Source organism: bacterium (assembly GCA_019637795.1).
In the GTDB taxonomy this organism is placed as follows: Bacteria; Desulfobacterota; Binatia; order HRBIN30; family CADEER01; genus JAHBUY01.
In genome coordinates this window covers 39,460-55,883 of sequence record JAHBUY010000003.1, presented here as the reverse complement: position 1 = coordinate 55,883, position 16,424 = coordinate 39,460, and the positions used below count along the sequence as shown (strand labels likewise).

General features: G+C 72.8%; 14 protein-coding genes. 1 reads left to right on the top strand and 13 read right to left on the bottom strand.

Annotated features, from left to right (window positions below; translation table 11 throughout):
* Positions 1-163: 163 nt before the first annotated feature.
* On the bottom strand, positions 164-2,761 hold the full coding sequence (locus tag KF840_10200) for an alpha/beta hydrolase fold domain-containing protein (protein ID MBX3025270.1): 2,598 nt from the start codon (positions 2,759-2,761) through the stop codon (positions 164-166).
* Between the two features lie 255 nt (positions 2,762-3,016).
* Here KF840_10200 and KF840_10195 point away from each other — a divergent pair, with 255 nt between their 5' ends.
* The gene (locus KF840_10195) at positions 3,017-4,177 is read left to right on the top strand and encodes an ATP-binding protein (GenBank protein MBX3025269.1); all 1,161 of its coding nucleotides are present in this window, start codon (positions 3,017-3,019) and stop codon (positions 4,175-4,177) included.
* Between the two features lie 45 nt (positions 4,178-4,222).
* Here the strand turns inward: KF840_10195 and KF840_10190 are convergent, their stop codons facing one another.
* The 12 genes from KF840_10190 to KF840_10135 all read right to left on the bottom strand — a co-directional run bounded on the left by KF840_10190 (position 4,223) and on the right by KF840_10135 (position 16,386).
* The gene (locus tag KF840_10190; GenBank protein ID MBX3025268.1) at positions 4,223-5,425 is read right to left on the bottom strand and encodes an acyltransferase; all 1,203 of its coding nucleotides are present in this window, start codon (positions 5,423-5,425) and stop codon (positions 4,223-4,225) included.
* A 39-nt stretch (positions 5,426-5,464) separates the two neighbouring features.
* Positions 5,465-6,397: a cysteine synthase A gene (gene cysK, locus KF840_10185; GenBank protein MBX3025267.1), complete on the bottom strand. Its 933-nt coding sequence runs from the start codon at positions 6,395-6,397 to the stop codon at positions 5,465-5,467.
* Positions 6,398-6,531: 134 nt separating this feature from the next.
* Positions 6,532-7,977 (bottom strand): Asp-tRNA(Asn)/Glu-tRNA(Gln) amidotransferase subunit GatB, encoded by a 1,446-nt coding sequence (gene gatB / locus KF840_10180; GenBank protein ID MBX3025266.1) that lies wholly within the window; start codon positions 7,975-7,977, stop codon positions 6,532-6,534.
* Between the two features lie 82 nt (positions 7,978-8,059).
* Positions 8,060-9,562, bottom strand: coding sequence for an Asp-tRNA(Asn)/Glu-tRNA(Gln) amidotransferase subunit GatA (gene gatA, locus KF840_10175; GenBank protein ID MBX3025265.1), 1,503 nt, complete (start codon positions 9,560-9,562; stop codon positions 8,060-8,062).
* Positions 9,559-9,846, bottom strand: a complete 288-nt coding sequence (gene gatC, locus KF840_10170; GenBank protein ID MBX3025264.1) for an Asp-tRNA(Asn)/Glu-tRNA(Gln) amidotransferase subunit GatC — start codon at positions 9,844-9,846, stop codon at positions 9,559-9,561. The genes gatA and gatC overlap by 4 nt, the downstream gene beginning before the upstream one ends.
* A 31-nt stretch (positions 9,847-9,877) precedes the next feature.
* Positions 9,878-10,225, bottom strand: coding sequence for a monovalent cation/H(+) antiporter subunit G (gene mnhG / locus KF840_10165; protein MBX3025263.1), 348 nt, complete (start codon positions 10,223-10,225; stop codon positions 9,878-9,880).
* Positions 10,218-10,493, bottom strand: coding sequence for a cation:proton antiporter (locus KF840_10160; GenBank protein MBX3025262.1), 276 nt, complete (start codon positions 10,491-10,493; stop codon positions 10,218-10,220). The genes mnhG and KF840_10160 overlap by 8 nt, the downstream gene beginning before the upstream one ends.
* A complete protein-coding gene (locus tag KF840_10155) occupies positions 10,490-10,828 on the bottom strand; it encodes a Na+/H+ antiporter subunit E (protein MBX3025261.1) in 339 nt (112 codons plus the stop codon). Before KF840_10155 ends, KF840_10160 begins: the two co-directional genes overlap by 4 nt.
* Complete coding sequence (locus KF840_10150; protein ID MBX3025260.1) at positions 10,825-12,312, bottom strand: Na+/H+ antiporter subunit D; 1,488 nt, start codon at positions 12,310-12,312, stop codon at positions 10,825-10,827. Before KF840_10150 ends, KF840_10155 begins: the two co-directional genes overlap by 4 nt.
* Before the next feature lie 22 nt (positions 12,313-12,334).
* Positions 12,335-12,682 carry a Na+/H+ antiporter subunit C gene (locus tag KF840_10145; GenBank protein MBX3025259.1) on the bottom strand — a complete coding sequence of 116 codons (348 nt, stop codon included), beginning with the start codon at positions 12,680-12,682 and terminating at the stop codon, positions 12,335-12,337.
* 1 nt (position 12,683) lies between these two features.
* On the bottom strand, positions 12,684-15,356 hold the full coding sequence (locus KF840_10140) for a putative monovalent cation/H+ antiporter subunit A (GenBank protein MBX3025258.1): 2,673 nt from the start codon (positions 15,354-15,356) through the stop codon (positions 12,684-12,686).
* A gap of 133 nt (positions 15,357-15,489) precedes the next feature.
* A complete protein-coding gene (locus tag KF840_10135; protein MBX3025257.1) occupies positions 15,490-16,386 on the bottom strand; it encodes a hypothetical protein in 897 nt (298 codons plus the stop codon).
* Between the last annotated feature and the right edge of the window lie 38 nt (positions 16,387-16,424).

The following is a 16,424-nucleotide window of genomic DNA, read 5'->3' as shown; positions in this document are numbered from 1 at the left end:
CAAGATCAAGGGCAAAGAAGGCGCGCGGATTTCGGAGATTTTCCGCCCCACTACGTCGCGCGTCGGCCGTCGCGGCGACGCCGACCGCGATCCGGCGTGGCGGTCGACGCGCTGGTCGAAGGCCGCGCTCCGCGCGGTCGCACGCCCCAACCGCGGTGGTCTCTCAGCCCGCGGGACGCCCGAGGAAGGCGCGCAGCGCGGCGCCGATTTCCGCGCGCGCGGCGTTGGCCGAGATGATGACGTCCACCGCCGGGATGGAGCCGTGGATCTGGCCGCGGCAGGCGAGGTGGCGCGTCGGCACGCCGGCCGCGGCGAGCGCGGCGGCATAGGCGGCGCCCTCGTCGCGCAGCGGGTCGAATTCGGCGGTCACCACCAGCGCCGGCGGCAGCCCGGTCAGATCCGCCGCGCGCAGCGGCGCGGCGCGCGGATCGCCGCGGTCCGCGGGATCGGCATAGCAGTCCCAGAACCAGCGCATCAGCGCCGTGGTGAGCAGGTAGCCGGCGCCATTCTCGCGGTACGAGGCGCGGGTGAGGTCGGCGTCGGTGACCGGGGCGACCAGCACCTGGCCGGCGATCGCCGGGCCGCCGGCGGCGCGCGCCAATTGGCAGACGACGGCGGCGACGTTGCCGCCGGCGCTCCAGCCGCACACCGCCAGCCGTCCCGGCAGGCCGCCGAGCGCCGCCGCCTGCTCGGCGATCCAGCGCACGGCGGCGCAGCCGTCCTCGATCGGCGCCGGGAAGCGCGCCTCGGGCGCGTGCCGGTAGTCGGCCGAGACGACGGCGGCGTCGGCCCGCACGCACAGGTCGCGGCAGAAGGCGTCGTCGGACGTGCTGTCGCCGAGCACCCAGCCGCCGCCGTGGAAGTAGACGACGATCGGATGCGGCCCCGGGCTGGCCGGTCGATAGAGCCGATAGGCGAGCGGGCCGGCGGCGCCGGGGAAGGTGCCGTCCACCACCGCGCCGACCGCCGGCCCCGGCGGCTGGCCGGCGATGCCGGCCAGGTAGGCGGCGCGCGCCGCGGGCACCGGCAGGGTGTCGAGGGGCGGCAGCTTCAGCTCCTCGATCAGCTCGATCACCGCCGCCGCGTCGGGTTGCAGCCGGCGCACGACGCCGTCGCGGCAGCGGGCGCCGCCCGGACCGTCGAAGGCGAAGCCGAGGTAGTCGCGCCGCACCACCTCGTCGCAGGCGCGCCGGTAGCGGTCGACGCCGCCGATGTAGGGGAGGAAGACGCGCGGCTTCCCCGGGACGTTGGCGCCCATGTACCAGGAGTCGGCGCGCGGATAGAGGGTGATGTCGGCGCAGTCGTTGACGTGCTGCACCCATCCCGCCTCCGCCAGCGGCGTCGGCTCGACGACCTCCAGGCGCTGCGCCCGCATGTGCGCCAGGCAGTCGCCGATCCACTCGACGTGCTGCTCGATCGACACCGCCATGTTCGACAGCACCGAGGGGCTGCCCGGTCCGGTGATCGTGAACAGGTTGGGGAAGCCGGCGGTCATCAGCCCGAGGTAGGTGCGCGGCCCGCCGGCCCATTTGGCGGCGAGCGCCGCGCCGTCGCGGCCGCGGATGTCCACCGCCAGGATGGCGCCGGTCATGGCGTCGAAGCCGGTGGCGAAGACGATGGCGTCGACGGTGACGGCGCGCGCCGCCGTCTCGATGCCGTGCTCGGCGATGGTGCGGATCGGCTCGCGGCGCAGGTCGACCAGACGGACGTGCGGCAGGTCGAAGGTCTCGAAGTAGTCGGTGTCGAGGCACGGCCGCTTGGTGCCGTAGTAGTGGTCGATCGGAGCGAGCGCCGCCGCGGTCTCGGGATCGCGCACCCGGGCGCGGATCTTGTCGCGAAGGAACTCGGCCACCGTGGCGTTGGCGTCCGGGCTGATGCCGATGTCGACGAACGCGTTGCCGAAGGCGAGCAGGTCGCCCGAGGCGTAGGCCGCTTCGTAGGCCGCCCGCCGCTCCGCCGCCGACACCTGCAGGGCGCGCGCCAGGGTGCGCTCGACCGGCACGCCGGCCGGCGACTGCCGCGCCGCCTGGCGGTAGGCGCGCGGATCGGCGGCGAACGCCGCCCGCTTCGCCGCCGCCACCGGGCCGTTGTGCGCCGGGCGGGAGAAGTTGGGCGTGCGCTGGAAGACCGTCAGCTCCGCCGCCTGCTGGGCGATGATCGGGATCGATTGGATGCCGGACGAGCCGGTGCCGATGACCGCGACCCGCTGGCCGGTGAAGTCGACGCCGGCGCGCGGCCAGCGGCCGGTGTAGTAGGTCGCGCCGCGAAAGCGCTCCACGCCGGGCACGTCCGGGATCTTCGGCAGCGACAGGCAACCGGTGGCCATGACGAGGACGCGGCCGCGCAGCGCGTCGCCACGATGGGTGCGGACGTCCCAGCGACGCGCCGCCGCATCCCAGGCCGCGGCGGTGACCCCGGTGGCGAAGCGGATGTCGCGCCGCAGGTCGTGCTTGTCGGCGACGTGCTCGAGATAGCGCAGGATCTCCGGCTGGGTAGCGTAGCGCTCCGACCACTGCCACTCGCGCTCCAGCTCGGGGTCGAAGCTGTACGAGTAGTCGACGCTCTCGATGTCGCAGCGGGCGCCCGGATAGCGGTTCCAGTACCAGGTGCCGCCGACGTCGTCGCCCTGCTCGATCCCGACCGCGGTGAATCCGAGGCGGCGCAGCCGGTGCAGCATGTACAGGCCGGCGAAGCCGGCGCCGACGACGACCACGTCGACGTCGCCAGCGGTGTCTTCGGCATGCGGCGGTGCGGCGCCCATCGATCCCCCGCCGGGCATTGTCACACGGCGGGCACTGTTGGCACCAGCGAATGATCGGCCGCGCGCACGGTGGCGGGTGCCGCGCCGCTCACGACCCCGGGGCGGCGAGGGACGGGCCTGCGTGGCCGCGACGGACCGGAGAGATCCGGATTGCGCGTCAAGCGGCGGTCGCCAGCGGCCCTTTGCGATCCCCGGATGGCTCACCCATGAAAATCCGCCTCATGATGATCGATTTTCGTGGTATGTTCTGGGTCCATGGTCACTCGCCGCATTCTCCTCACGGCTCTGACCGCCGCGCTGCAGCGCAGCCGGATCGTCTTGTTGGTCGGGCCGAGGCAGTGCGGGAAGACGACGCTGGCGCGCGAGCTGTTGAGCGAGGAGTCCGCCAATTACTTCGATCTGGAGGATCCCGCCAGCCTGGCGCGGTTGGACGAGCCGATGACGGCGCTGCGGCCGCTCAAGGGTCTGGTGGTGATTGACGAGGTGCAGCGGCGGCCGGAGCTGTTTCCCGCGTTGCGGGTGTTGGCGGACCGGCGCGCGGCGCCGGCGCGCTTCCTGATCCTGGGCAGTGCCTCGGGCGATCTGTTGCGCCAGAGCTCGGAAAGCCTGGCCGGGCGGGTCGAACGCATCGCCATGGGCGGCTTCTCGCTGGCCGAGGTGGGGGCCGAGGGGGCGCAGGTTTTGTGGCGCCGCGGCGGGCTGCCGCGGTCGTACCTGGCGGCGAGCGAGGCGGACAGCCTGGCCTGGCGCAAGCAGCTCATCCAGACGTTGCTGGAGCGCGACCTGCCGCAGTGGGGCGTTCGGGTGCCGGCGGTCGCGCTGCACCGCTTCTGGACGATGCTGGCGCACTATCATGGGCGGCTATGGAACGCCGCCGTGCCAGCGCGGGCGTTGGGGGTGAGCGAATCGACCGCGCGCCGCTACCTCGACCTACTCGTCGACGCTTTCATGGTTCGACAGCTCCAGCCCTGGCACGCCAACCTGCGCAAGCGCCAGGTGAAGGCGCCGAAGGTGTACGTGCGCGACAGCGGCTTGCTGCACCAACTCCTGGGCATCGCCAGCGACAAGGCCTTGCTGAGCCATCCCGCCATCGGGCCATCCTGGGAGGGATTCGTGATCGAGCAGGTGCTGGCGATCGAAGCGCACGACGAGGCGTTCTTCTGGGCGACGCACCAGGGGGCCGAGATCGACCTGCTCTTGCGTCGCGGCGACACCTTGCTGGGCATCGAGTGCAAACGCACGGATGCGCCGCGGCTGACGCCGTCCATTCGCATCGCGCTCGACGATCTCGGTCTGGCACGGGTAGCGGTGGTCTACCCCGGCGGCAAGCGTTTCGCGCTGGCGGAGCGGGTCGAGGCGGTGCCGCTCGACGAACTGGGCGAGGGGCGGCCGCTGTTCACGATGGCCGGCCAGTGAGGCGAGGACCTGGCGCTCGCCGCGCTCGCGGGGACGCGGCCGCGGTCAGTCGGCCACCCGTTCCTTGCGGGTCAGGAACGGGCGCTCGATCCAGCGGTAGGTGAGGGTCGAGACGGCGAGGCAGGCGGCGGTCGCGACCGCCGCGACGGCGATCGTGCGGGCGTTCCAGGCGAGCGGCAGGGGGATGCCGAGCTGGCGGGTCCAGCGGAAGGCGAACTGCTGGATCGGCAGGTGCCAGATGTAGACCGAGTACGAGAGCACGCCCAGCCAGATGGTGGCGCGGTTGGTGATCAGGCGCGCGCTGCGCAGCGGCGCGACGAGGACGAGGAGCACGACGGACGCCCACAGCGCGCCTTCCAGGACGTGCCAGACGTGCCGCGGCGGCGCCTCGGCCCGCGTCGGCGTGCCGACGATCACCCATTGCAGCAGCAGGCCGAGCGCGAGCAGCACGGCGAGCAGGATGGCGTCGGCGCCGCCGCGGCGCAGCAGCGGTCGGGCCGCGAGCCGCTGCCGCCAGGCGGCGCCGTGTCGGCGATAGAGCGCGGCGGCGGCGATGCCGCACAGGAACAGCGGCGCGCGTCCGAGCAGCGAGTAGGCGAGGCGCACCTGTCCGGGGAGGGTGTCCATGCGCAGGGCGCGGGTGAGGAATGCGCCGTACGCGGCGAGCCAGGCGAGCAGCAGCACGACGCCGGCGATCCGCCCGGCGCGCGTCGCCAGGAGCAGCGGCAGCAGCGGCAGGACGAGGTAGAATTGCGCCTCCGTCCCCAGGCTCCACCAGGCGCCGCTGTAGGGCAGCATCGGCGTCGACCAGTCGGTGACCGAGTTGAGGAAGAACATGTAGGGCAGGGCGCGCGCCAGATCGACCAGTCGCTCGGCGGTGAGGATGGTGGCGACGGCGATCGCGAACCAGTAGAGCGGCAGGATGCGCAGCGCCCGGCGGCTCGCGTAGGCGGGCCGCGACACGTGCCGTCCGCCGTCCGCCTCGGCGAGAAACGGCAGCGCCAACAGGAAGGCGCTGAGGACGAAGAACAGGCTGACGCCGGTGTGGCCGGCGAGCACGAACGCGGTCAGCGGCGTCGGTTCGTCGGCGGTGCCCGCCGAGCGGCGGACGACGGTGCCGTTGAGATGGAAGGCGTAGACCAACAGCATGGCCCAGCCGCGCAGCGCCTCGAGCTCGGGGAGGTAGCGGTGGGCGCGCCCGACTCCGACCGGGCGCTCGGCGGCGGGCGCTGCGACTGCGTCTGTCATCGAGCGATCGACGGGCCGCGCCCGCCGCGCCGCGTGCGCTCAGCCGAGGCCTTCGACCAGGGCGGTGCTGAGATAGCGCTCGGCGGAGCTGGCGAGCACGGCGACGATCAGCTTGCCGGCGCTCTCCGGCCGGCCGGCGACCTGCAGCGCGGCCCAGACGGCGGCGCCGCTGGAGATGCCGCAGGGGATGCCTTCCTCGCGGCCGACGCGGCGCGCCATGGCCAGCGCGTCGTCGTCGGCGACCTGGACGATCTCGTCGATGATGCCGGTGTTGAGGATGGCCGGCACGAAGCCGGCGCCGATGCCCTGGATGGCGTGCCGGCCGGGTTGGCCGCCGGAGAGCACCGGCGACTTGCTCGGCTCGACGGCGACGGCGCGAAACGACGGCTTGCGCTGCTTGAGGACCTCGGCGACGCCGGTGATGGTGCCGCCGGTGCCGACGCCGCTGATCAGGACGTCGATGCGCCCGTCGGTGTCGTCCCACAGCTCGAGGGCGGTGGTGCGGCGGTGCACGTCGGGATTGGCGGGATTCTGGAACTGCTGCGGGATGAAGGACTTGCCGTGCTGGCGCGCCAGCTCCTCAGCCTTGCGGATGGCGCCGGTCATGCCCTCGGCGGCGGGCGTCAGCACCAGCTCGGCGCCGAGGAAGTGCAGCAGCTTGCGCCGCTCCATGCTCATCGAGTCCGGCATGGTGAGGATCAGTCGATAGCCGCGCGCGGCGCAGACGAAGGCGAGCGCGATGCCGGTGTTGCCGCTGGTCGGCTCGATGATCACCGTGTCGTGGTCGATGCGCCCCGCCTGCTCGGCGGCGTCGATCATGTTGACGCCGATGCGGTCCTTGACGCTCGACAGCGGGTTGAAGAACTCGCACTTGGCGTAGATCTCCGCCCCGACGCCGGCGGCGACCCGATTGAGCCGGATCAGCGGCGTGTGGCCGATGGTCTCGGTGATGTCCTTGTGCAAGCGGGCCATGACGCCTCCCTTTAGCAAGTTGTTAGGTTGTTGGTTGTTAGGTTGTTAGGTTGTTAGGTTATCAGTATGAGTCGCCCGGAAAACCTAACAACCTAACAACCTAACAACCTAACAACTAGCAACCTAACAACCTGTCATTCTGCCAACCGTTGCTTGAGCAGCTCGTTCACCTTCCCCGGATTCGCCTTGCCCTGCGTGGCCTTCATCACCTGGCCGACGAAGAAGCCGAAGAGCTTGTCCTTGCCGGCGCGGTACTCGGCCACCTTGTCGGCATTGGCATCGAGCACCGCGGCGATGGCGGCCTCGATGGCGCCGCTGTCGCTGACCTGGCTGAGGCCCTGCTCGGCGACGATCGCCGCCGGCGCCTTGCCGGTCGCGACCATCTGCTCGAACACGGTCTTGGCGATCTTGCCGCTGATCGTGTCGTCGTCGATCAGCGTCAGCATCTCCGCGAGATGCGCCGGCGACACCGGCCAGTCGCGGATGACCAGCGCCTCGTCGAGCTTGCGCTCGCGGACGATGCGCAGGATGTCGCCCATCACCCAGTTGCTGACCGCCTTGGCGCTGCCGCCGGCGCGCACCGCGGTCTCGAAATAGTCGGCGATGTCCTTGCGCGCGGTCAGCACCTCGGCGTCGTAGGCGGGCAGGCCGTAGGCGCTGGCGAAGCGCGCCCGGCGCGCGTCGGGCAGCTCGGGCATGGTCGCCTGCACGTCCGCGATCCACTGGCGCGAGACTTCCAGCGGCAGCAGGTCGGGATCGGGGAAGTACCGGTAGTCGTGCGCCGACTCCTTGGAGCGCATCGAGCGCGTCTCCTCGCGGTCGGGATCCCACAGCCGCGTCTCCTGGACCACCTTCTCGCCGTGGCGGACGAGGTCGATCTGGCGCTCGATCTCGTGCTCGATCGCCTTCTCGACGGCGCGGAAGGAGTTCATGTTCTTCACTTCCGCCTTGGTGCCGAACGCCGCGGTGCCGCGCGGCCGCACCGAGATGTTGGCGTCGCAGCGGAAGCTGCCCTCCTCCATGTTGCCGTCGCACACCTCGAGGTACTGGAGGATCTGGCGCAGCTTGCGCAGGTAGGCGCCGGCCTCCGCCGGGGTGCGGAGGTCGGGCTCGCTGACGATCTCGAGCAGCGGCACGCCGCAGCGGTTGTAGTCCACCAGGCTGGCGTCGCCGTGCTGGTCGTGGATGTTCTTGCCGGTGTCCTCCTCCATGTGGATGCGGGTGAGGCGCACCGGGCGGGTGGTGCCGTCGACCTCGATGTCGATCCGTCCGTCGAGGCAGATCGGCAGCTCGTACTGGCTGATCTGATAGCCCTTCGGCAGGTCGGGGTAGAAGTAGTTCTTGCGCGCCCAGCGGCTGAGCGGCGCGATCGCGCAGTGGGTCGCCAGGCCGGCCTTGATCGCGAACTCGACCACCCGCCGGTTGAGCACCGGCAGCACCCCCGGCAGGGCCAGGCAGAGCGGGCAGGTGTTCTCGTTCGGCGCCGCGCCGAACTTCGCCGAGCAGCCGCAGAAGATCTTCGACTCGGTGAGCAGCTCGGCGTGCACTTCCAGCCCGATGACCGCTTCGTAATCCGTCATGATTTCTCACCACGGAGGCACGGAGACACGGAGGTGAGTCCCGTGCTCCGTGTGTCCGTGCCTCCGTGGTGACGTTCTCCGTTCATAGGTCCGGGCGGCGCTGGTGCCAGTCGGTGGACTGTTCGTAGGCGTGCGCCGCGCGCAGCACGGTCTCCTCGTCGAAGGGCCGGCCGATGATCTGCAGGCCGATGGGCAAGCCCTGGCGGTCGAAGCCGCACGGCAGCGACAGCCCCGGCAGGCCGGCCAGGTTCACCGAGATGGTGAAGATGTCGGACAGGTACATCTCCAGCGGATCGGTGATCTTCTCGCCCAGCCTGAAGGCCGTGGTCGGCGCGGTCGGCGTGACGATCGCCTGGCAGGTCGAGAAGACCTGCTCGAAGTCGCGGCGGATCAGGGTACGGACCTGCTGTCCCTTCAGGTAGAAGGCGTCGTAGTAGCCGGCCGACAGGGCGTAGGTGCCGAGCATGATGCGGCGCTTCACCTCGGCGCCGAAGCCGGCGCCGCGGGTCTGCTGGTACATGTCGAGCAGCCCCTGCCCGCGGTCGACGCGCAGGCCGTAGCGGGTGCCGTCGTAGCGCGCCAGGTTCGAGCTCGCCTCGGCGGTGGCGATCAGGTAGTACGCCGCGACCGCGTACTCGGTGTGCGGCAGCGAGACGTCCTCGACGACCGCGCCGAGCGCTTCGAGCTGGCGCACCGCGCCGCGCACCGCGTCGGCCACCTCGGGCGACATGCCCTCGACGAAGTACTCCTTCGGCAGCCCGATGCGCAGGCCGCGCACGCCGCCGTCGAGCGCCGCCGCGTAGTCCGGCACCGGGCGCGGCACCGAGGTCGAGTCGAAGCGGTCGTGGCCGGCGATGCCGCCGAGCAGGTGGGCGCAGTCGCGCACGGTGCGCGCCATCGGGCCCACCTGGTCGAGCGACGAGGCGTAGGCGATGACGCCGTAGCGGCTCACCCGCCCGTAGGTCGGCTTCAGCCCGACGATGCCGCAGTGCGCCGCCGGCTGGCGGATCGAGCCGCCGGTGTCGGTGCCGAGCGCGCCCAGGCACTGCCGCGCCGCCACCGCCGACGCCGAGCCGCCGGACGAGCCGCCCGGCACGCGCGTCGGATCCCACGGATTGCGGGCCCCGCCGTAGGCCGAGCTCTCGTTCGACGAGCCCATCGCGAACTCGTCGCAGTTGGCCTTGCCGACGCAGACCGCGCCGGCGGCGCGCAGCCGCTGGGTGACCGTCGCGTCGTAGGGCGAGACGAACTGCTCGAGGATGCGCGAGCCGGCGGTGGTGCGCACGCCGCGGGTGTTGATGATGTCCTTGATCGCGAGCGGGATGCCGTCGAGCGGTCCGCGCGGCGCGCCGGCGGCCAGGCGCGCGTCGGCCTCCCGCGCCTGCGCCAGCGCCAGCTCGGGCGTGACGGTGATGAAGCTGTGCAGCGTCGGTTCGGTCGCCTCGATGCGGGCCAGGGCGGCGGTCGTCAGCTCCGTCGAGGAGACGCGGCGGGCGCGCAGCGCGGCCGCCGCGGCGTCGATGGTGAGGTCGACCAGCGCCGACCCCGGCGCGCCGCCGCCGCCCCCTGTGGCGGGCGTCGTCATTCGATGATCTTCGGCACTTTGAAGAAGCGCCCGTCGCGCGCCGGGCCGTTGGCGAGCCAGGCGTCGGGGTCGGGCGTGGTGCTGACCACGTCGTCGCGGAACGGCGTCGCCAGCGGCGCGATGTGCGCCGTCGGCTCGACGCCCGTGGTGTCGAGCCGGTCGAGGTTGGTGAACGCCGCGAGGATGTGATCGAGCTGCTGCGCGAAGGCGATCTCCTCGTCCGCGTTCAGCGGCAGGCGCGCCAGGAGCGCGATGTGCCGGACCTCCTCGCGCGTGATCGCCATGCGCGGTCGGTACCATAGGGGGGTAGGGGGTTCAACGCAGCGTGCCGCGCGCGCGCTCGTATCGCCCGCGCAACTGGTCGGCGATCGTGCCGCGCCACAGCGGCACGCCGACGAGATAGGCGGCGCGGCCGATCACCTGCGCCGCCACCGGCGCGGTGAGGAGCAGGAACAGCGCCCCGGCGCCGGCGCGCGCGGCGGCGCCGAGGGCGCCGAAGTGCAGCGCCGCGCCGAGCAGGCAGGCGACGATGCCGAGGGTCGAGGCCTTGGTGCTGCACGACATGCGCAGGAACAGGTCCGGCATGCGCAGCAGGCCGATCGCCGCCAGCAGGATGAAGGCGGCGCCGACGACGAAGAGCGCGGCGACGAGCAGGTCAGCCATCGCCGCTGGTCCGTTCGACGTAGAAGGCGAAGGCGACGGTGCCGAGGAAGGTGACGAGCCCGACCGCGAGGATGATGTCGAGGAACACCGCCTCGCCGACGCCGACCGCGAAGGCGGCGAGGATGCCGATGACGATGATCGCCAGCAGGTCGAGCGCCACGGCGCGGTCGGGCAGGCTGGGGCCGCGCAGCAGGCGCGCGGTGGCCAGCACGGCGGCGGCGCAGAGCATCGGCAGCGCCGCGTACCAGATCGCCAGCGAGGTCATCATTCGCAGAGCTCCTTGATGCGGCGTTCGAACGTCCCCTTGAGGTCGCGGACGAAGGCGTCGACGTCGTCCCCGACGTGGGCGACGTGCACGTAGAGCGTGCGCCGGTCGCTGGCGACGTCGATGCTCAGCGTCCCCGGGGTGAGGGTGATGGTGGCGGCGAAGGTCTGGATCGCCAGGTCGCTGCGCACGTCGAGCGGCACGGCGACGATCGCCGGCCGCAGGTGCCGGTGCGAGCTGAGCACCAACCAGGCGACCCGCAGGTTGGCGAGCAGGAGCTCGCGGGCGAAGAAGCACGCGAAGCCGATGCCCCGGCCGATCCGGCGCAGGCCGTTCATCGCGCCTCCAGCACCGCCGCGACGTAGACGGCGGGATCGAGCAGTTGCGCCGCCGTCTGCCGCGCCAGCGCCACCGCCGGCTCGGCGGCGAGGCCCATCGCCACCGTCAACAGCGCCAGCGCCGCGGTCGGGGCGCCGAGGAGGAGCGCGGCGCGACGGTCGAGCCGCGCCGGCGCGACCCCGTCGGGGCGCGGCGACCAGAACGCCGCCGCCCAGATCTTGGTCATCGAGAAGAGCGTCAGCAGGCTGACCCCCAGCGCCGTCGCCGTCGCGGCCCAGTACATGCCGGCGAGGCCGGCGTCGATCAGCAGCAGCTTGGCCCAGAAGCCGGAGAGCGGCGGCACCCCGGCGAGCGCCAGCGCCGGCACGAGGAAGAGCAGCGACACCCAGGGGTGGTCGCGATAGAGGCCGCCCAGTCGGGCCAGCTCGAAGCTGCCGCACAGCCGCTCGGCGATGCCGCCGACCAGGAACAGCGCCGATTTCGCCAGCGTGACGTGGACGAGGAAGAACACCGCCCCGGCCAGCGCCAGCGGCGAGGCGAGGCCGAGCCCCATGATGAGGTAGCCGATCTGGCTGACGACGTGGAAGGCGAGCAGGCGCCGCATGTCCTGCTGGGCGACGGCGCCGAGCACGCCGCTGACCATGGTCAGCCCGGCGACCGCGAGCAGCAGCGTCCGCATGCCGTCGTCGATCGGGAAGGCGAGGGTGAAGACGCGGATCAGCGCGTAGACGCCGACCTTGGTGAGCAGGCCGGAGAACAGCGTCGTCACCGCCACCGGCGGCGTGTGGTACGAGGCCGGCAGCCAGAAGAAGAGGGGGAAGATCGCCGCCTTCAGCCCGAAGGCGACCAACAGCAGCAGCGCCAGGGTGCGCGCCACCCCGCCGCCGGGCAGCGTCGGCAGGCGCTGCGCGAGGTCGGCGAAGTTGAGCGTGCCGACGGTGCCGTAGGTGATGCCGGCGGCGGCGAGGAACACCGCCGAGGCGATGAGGTTGAGGGTGACGTACTTCACCCCGCCCTCGAGCTGCGCCCGCTCGCCGCCGAGCACCAGGAGGACGAAGGAGGCGATCAGCATCACCTCGAACCAGACGTAGAGGTTGAACAGGTCGCCGGTGAGGAAGGCGCCGCAGACCCCCATCAGCAGCACGTGGAACAACGGGTAGTAGCCGAAGCGCTCGCGCTCGGCGTCGAGGCTGCCGAGCGCGAACACCGCCACCGCCACCGCCATCACGCCGGCCAGCAGCACCATGATGGCGCTCAACAGGTCGGCCGCCAGGGTGATGCCGGACGGCGCCGGCCAGTTGCCGGCCTGCAGCACCAGCATCCCGTGGGTCCGCACGGAGGCCAGCAGGGCGACGCCGGCGGCCAGCAGCGCCACCGATCCGGCGACGCTCAGCAGCCGCTGCGTCGCGAGCGATCGCCGCGCCAGCAGCGACGCCACCGCGCAGGCGAAGGGAATGAGGATGGGCAGGACGAGGAGCGGCATGTCGTGCGTCACCGCGGCGGCGTCAGTGGTCGGTCGAGCGCATGGCGTCGAGATCGTCGCTGCCCACCGCCTGGTAGGCGCGCTTCAGGAGGACGAGGGCGAACGCCTGCACCCCGAAGCCGATGACGATGGCGGTGAGCACCAGCGCCTGGGGCAGGGGATCGGCGTACGGCGGCAGCAGCGCGGTGGCGCCCTCGGCGACCAGCGGCGGCCGGCCGTGGGTGATGCCGGCGGCGCCGACGATCAACAGGTTGGCGGCGTGGCCGAGCAGCACCAGGCCGATGATCAGTTTCACCAGGCTGCGGCGCAGCATGAGATACACGCCGCAGGCGTAGAGGACGCCGACCGTGACCGCGAGCAGCAGCGCCACCTCAGTCCTCCGCCAGGCTGAACAGCATCAGCAGCACGACGCCAACCACCACCAGGTAGACGCCGCCGTCGAACAGCAGCGGCGTCCCCAGCGCGCCGGCCCACAGCCCCGTCAGGTAGGGCTGCCCGACGGCCATCGCCGGCAGGCCGCTCAGGCCCGCCAACAGCAGGCCGCCGCCGATCAGCGCCTGCGGCGCGACGCGCAGCCGCTGCCGCGCCGCGGCGGTGCCGAAGGCGAGCAGATAGAGGGCGAAGGCGGCCGCCGCCGTCAGGCCGCCGACGAAGCCGCCGCCGGGCGCATCGTGGCCGCGCAGCAGCAGGAAGATCGAGAACAGCAGCAGCAGCGGGAACACGTAGCGGGTGGCGATGCGGAAGAGCAGCGACGGCGGGAAAGCCGGCGCCGGCGCCATTGGCGCCGCGTCGCGGCGCAGCCGCATCAGCGACCACACGCCGATGGCGGCGACCGCCAGCACCACGCTCTCGCCCAGCGTGTCGAGGGCGCGGAAGTCGACCAGGATCACGTTGACGACGTTGCCGCCGTGTCCGCCGGGCACGCTCTGGGCGGCGAAGTAGGGCGCCAGGCGCGACGGCAGGGGCGAGGCCGAGGCGACCAGCACCAGCGCCGCCATCAGGGCGCCGACGCCGCCCGCCAGCAGCGCGTCGCGGCGGTGCACCGCCGGCGAGGAGAGCAGCGAGAAGGGCGGCAGGCGATAGATCACGAGCAGGAACAGGATGACGGTGAGGGTCTCGATCGCGAACTGGGTCAACGCCAGATCCGGGGCGCCGAAGAAGACGAACAGCAGCGCGATGCCGTAGCCGACCGCGCCGAGCGCGGCGATCGCCGCCAGCCGCGAGGTCGTCCGCGTCGCCGCCAGCGCCGCCGCGATCATCATCAGGCAGACCGCCACTTCCGGCAGGTTGACCGGCGCCAGCATCAGCCGCCGCCACCAGATCGGGTGCCACAGCACCGCCGTGCCGACGGTCGCCAGCAGGGTCGCGAAGACGATCAGCACGTAGGCGCTCAACGAGCCGCTCTGCAGCACCCGGGTCTGCATGCCGGCGACCGCCAGCAGGCCGGAGACGGCGCGCTGGTAGGCGCGCCCCGGGGTCAGCCACGCCCACGACCGCAGTCCCGTCGCCACCTGCTCGGCGCGCCGCCGCGCGTCGACGGCGTGCAGCGCGACGCCGGCCGCGATGGTGACGGCGCTCAGCGCCAGCACCGGGTTGAGGCCGTGCCACAGCGCCAGCGCGATCGTGGTCGGCTCGCCGCGCACCGCCCCGGCGGCGGCCGCGATCAGCGGCGCCAGCAGCGCATCGGGCGCGGCGCCGATGACCAGGCCGAGCGCCGCCAGCACCAGCGGTCCGAGGAGCAGGGCGAGCGGCGGCTCGTGCGCGCCCGGCGGCGCGCCGCGCGCCGCTCCCCAGAACGGCCGCACGGCGACGGCGCCGGCGACGGCCACGGTGAGGACGTTGGCGAGCACGCCCGCGGCGGTGATCCACGCCGCGGCGGCGGGCGCCTGCAACTTCGCTTCGTACAGCAGTTCCTTGCTGATGAAGCCGAGCAGCGGCGGCAGCCCGGCCATCGACAGGCCGGCGGCCAGCGCCGCGGCGGCGAGCCAGGGCATGGCGCGGCGCAGGCCGCCCAGCGCCGTGACGTCGCGGCGGCCGGTTTCGTGGTCGACCGCGCCGGCGACCATGAACAGCGCGCCCTTGTAGAGCGAGTGCACGACCAGGAAGAGCATCGCCGCCTGCGCCGCCAGGGCGGTGCCCAGCCCGAGCAGCAGCACCAGGGTGCCGAGCGCGCTCACCGTCGAGTAGGCGAGCAGCCGCTTCAGATCGCGTTGGGCCAGCGCCAGGACCGCGCCGGTCACCATCGTCGCCGCGCCGGCGAGGCTGACGAGGTAGTGCCAGGCCGGCGAGCCGCCGAGCGCCGGCTGCAGGCGGGCGAGCAGGTAGACGCCGGCGGTCACCATGGTCGCCGAGTGCAGGTAGGCGCTGACCGGCGCCGGCGCTTCCATCGCGCCGGGCAGCCAGAAGTGGAACGGCACCTGCGCCGACTTGGTGCAGGCGCCGGCGAGCACCAGCAGGAGGATGGGCAGGTAGAGCGCGCTGGCGTGGATGGCCGCCGCCTGCTCGCTCAGGCGCCAGAGCTCGCCGCCGCCGGCGACCTGGCGCAGCAGCAGGAGGCCGGCGAGCAGCGCCAGGCCGCCGCCGCCGGTGACCAGCAGCGCCTGCAGGGCGGCGGCGCGCGCCGCCGCGCGCTCGTGATCGAAGCCGATCAGCAGATACGAGCTGATGCTGGTCAGCTCCCAGAAGACGAAGAGGGTGATGACGTCGCCGGCGCAGACGAGACCCACCATGGCGACGGTGAACAGCAGCAGCAGCGCGTAGAAGCGGCCGAGCTGCGGATGGCCGGAGAGGTAGCCGCCGGCGTAGATGGTGATCAGCGTGCCGATGCCGGAGATGAGCAGGGCGAACAGCAGGCTCAGGCCGTCGAGCTGGAGGCTGAACGCGACGTCGAGGCTCGGCACCCAGGCGAGCGCGAGCCGCGGCGTCGCGCCCGCGACCACGGGCGCGATCTGGGTCGCGAAGCCGGCGAACGCCGCCAGGGGCAGCAGCGCCAGCAGCCACCCGGCGCGCGCCGGCGGCGCGGCGTGATGTGGATCGGCAGACAAGGCCTGCCAGCATACAGGGCGCGGGCGCTCGGTCCAGCCGTCGCCGCGGGCCTCTGGTCGCCGCGCCGCCGGCGTCGCGGCGGAGGGCCCGCGGCGGCGGCGCTCGCCGCGGCGTTTCAGGTGGCGCGCGCCGCTACAGGTCGGCGACGAATGCCGCCGCCGCCGCCGCCGCGTTGTGCGCGGCCAGCGGGTAGTAGGCGTAGAACTGCTCCGGGAAGCCCGGCAGGTCGAGCGGATCGCCGGCGCCGTCGGAGACGCCGCGGAAGGCGATGAAGGGCAGGCCGTGCTCGGCGGCGACGCGCGCCACGGCGGCGCTCTCCATGTCCTGGATCAGGATCTCGAGCGCATCGCCGGCGCCGCCGCGCGGCGCCGCCGCGGCGGCGGCCGCCGGATCCGCGGCGTCGCAGCCGTAGACGTCCGCCAGGCTGCCGGCGTTGCGCGAGCAGCGGAAGGCGCCGCCGAACGGATCGTCGCTCATCCCCGCGCCGCCGACGACCAGCACCGGCGGGCTCGCCAGGCACACCGGGTCCGGCGAGTGCTTGGGCACCAGCGTGCAGCGGGCGAAGGCGACGGCGTCGCGCGCCGCCAGGCGCCGGGCGAGTCGCTGGTAGCGGGGATCGACCGGATAGCGGCTGCCGTCGGGCAGCGCCCAGGTGGTGACGGCGACGACGTCGGCGACGTTGAGCGGGCTGCCGGCGACGCCCGAGACCACCACGCCGCGGATGTCGAACGCGGCCAGCACCGCGGCGGTGGTGGTGGCGGCGTTGACCAGCCCGATGCCGGTCATCGCCGCCACCACCGGGGTGCCGCCGAGCGTTCCGACCCGGACGTTGCGCTCGGCGATCGTCACGTGATCCTCGATCGTCATCCGCGCCAGCACCGCCGCCAACTCGCCCGGGAAGGCGCTCAACACCGCGATCCGCCCCTGCGGCGCGCCGCCGCCGCCGCCGTCCCCGCAGCCGCTCGCCAGCGCCAGCAGGGCGACGGCGAGCGCGCCGCGCGCCGCGGCCTGTCTCCCCCCGATGCCCACGATCCCGTCCGTACCGCGTCGCCGCGCGTCTCACCAGC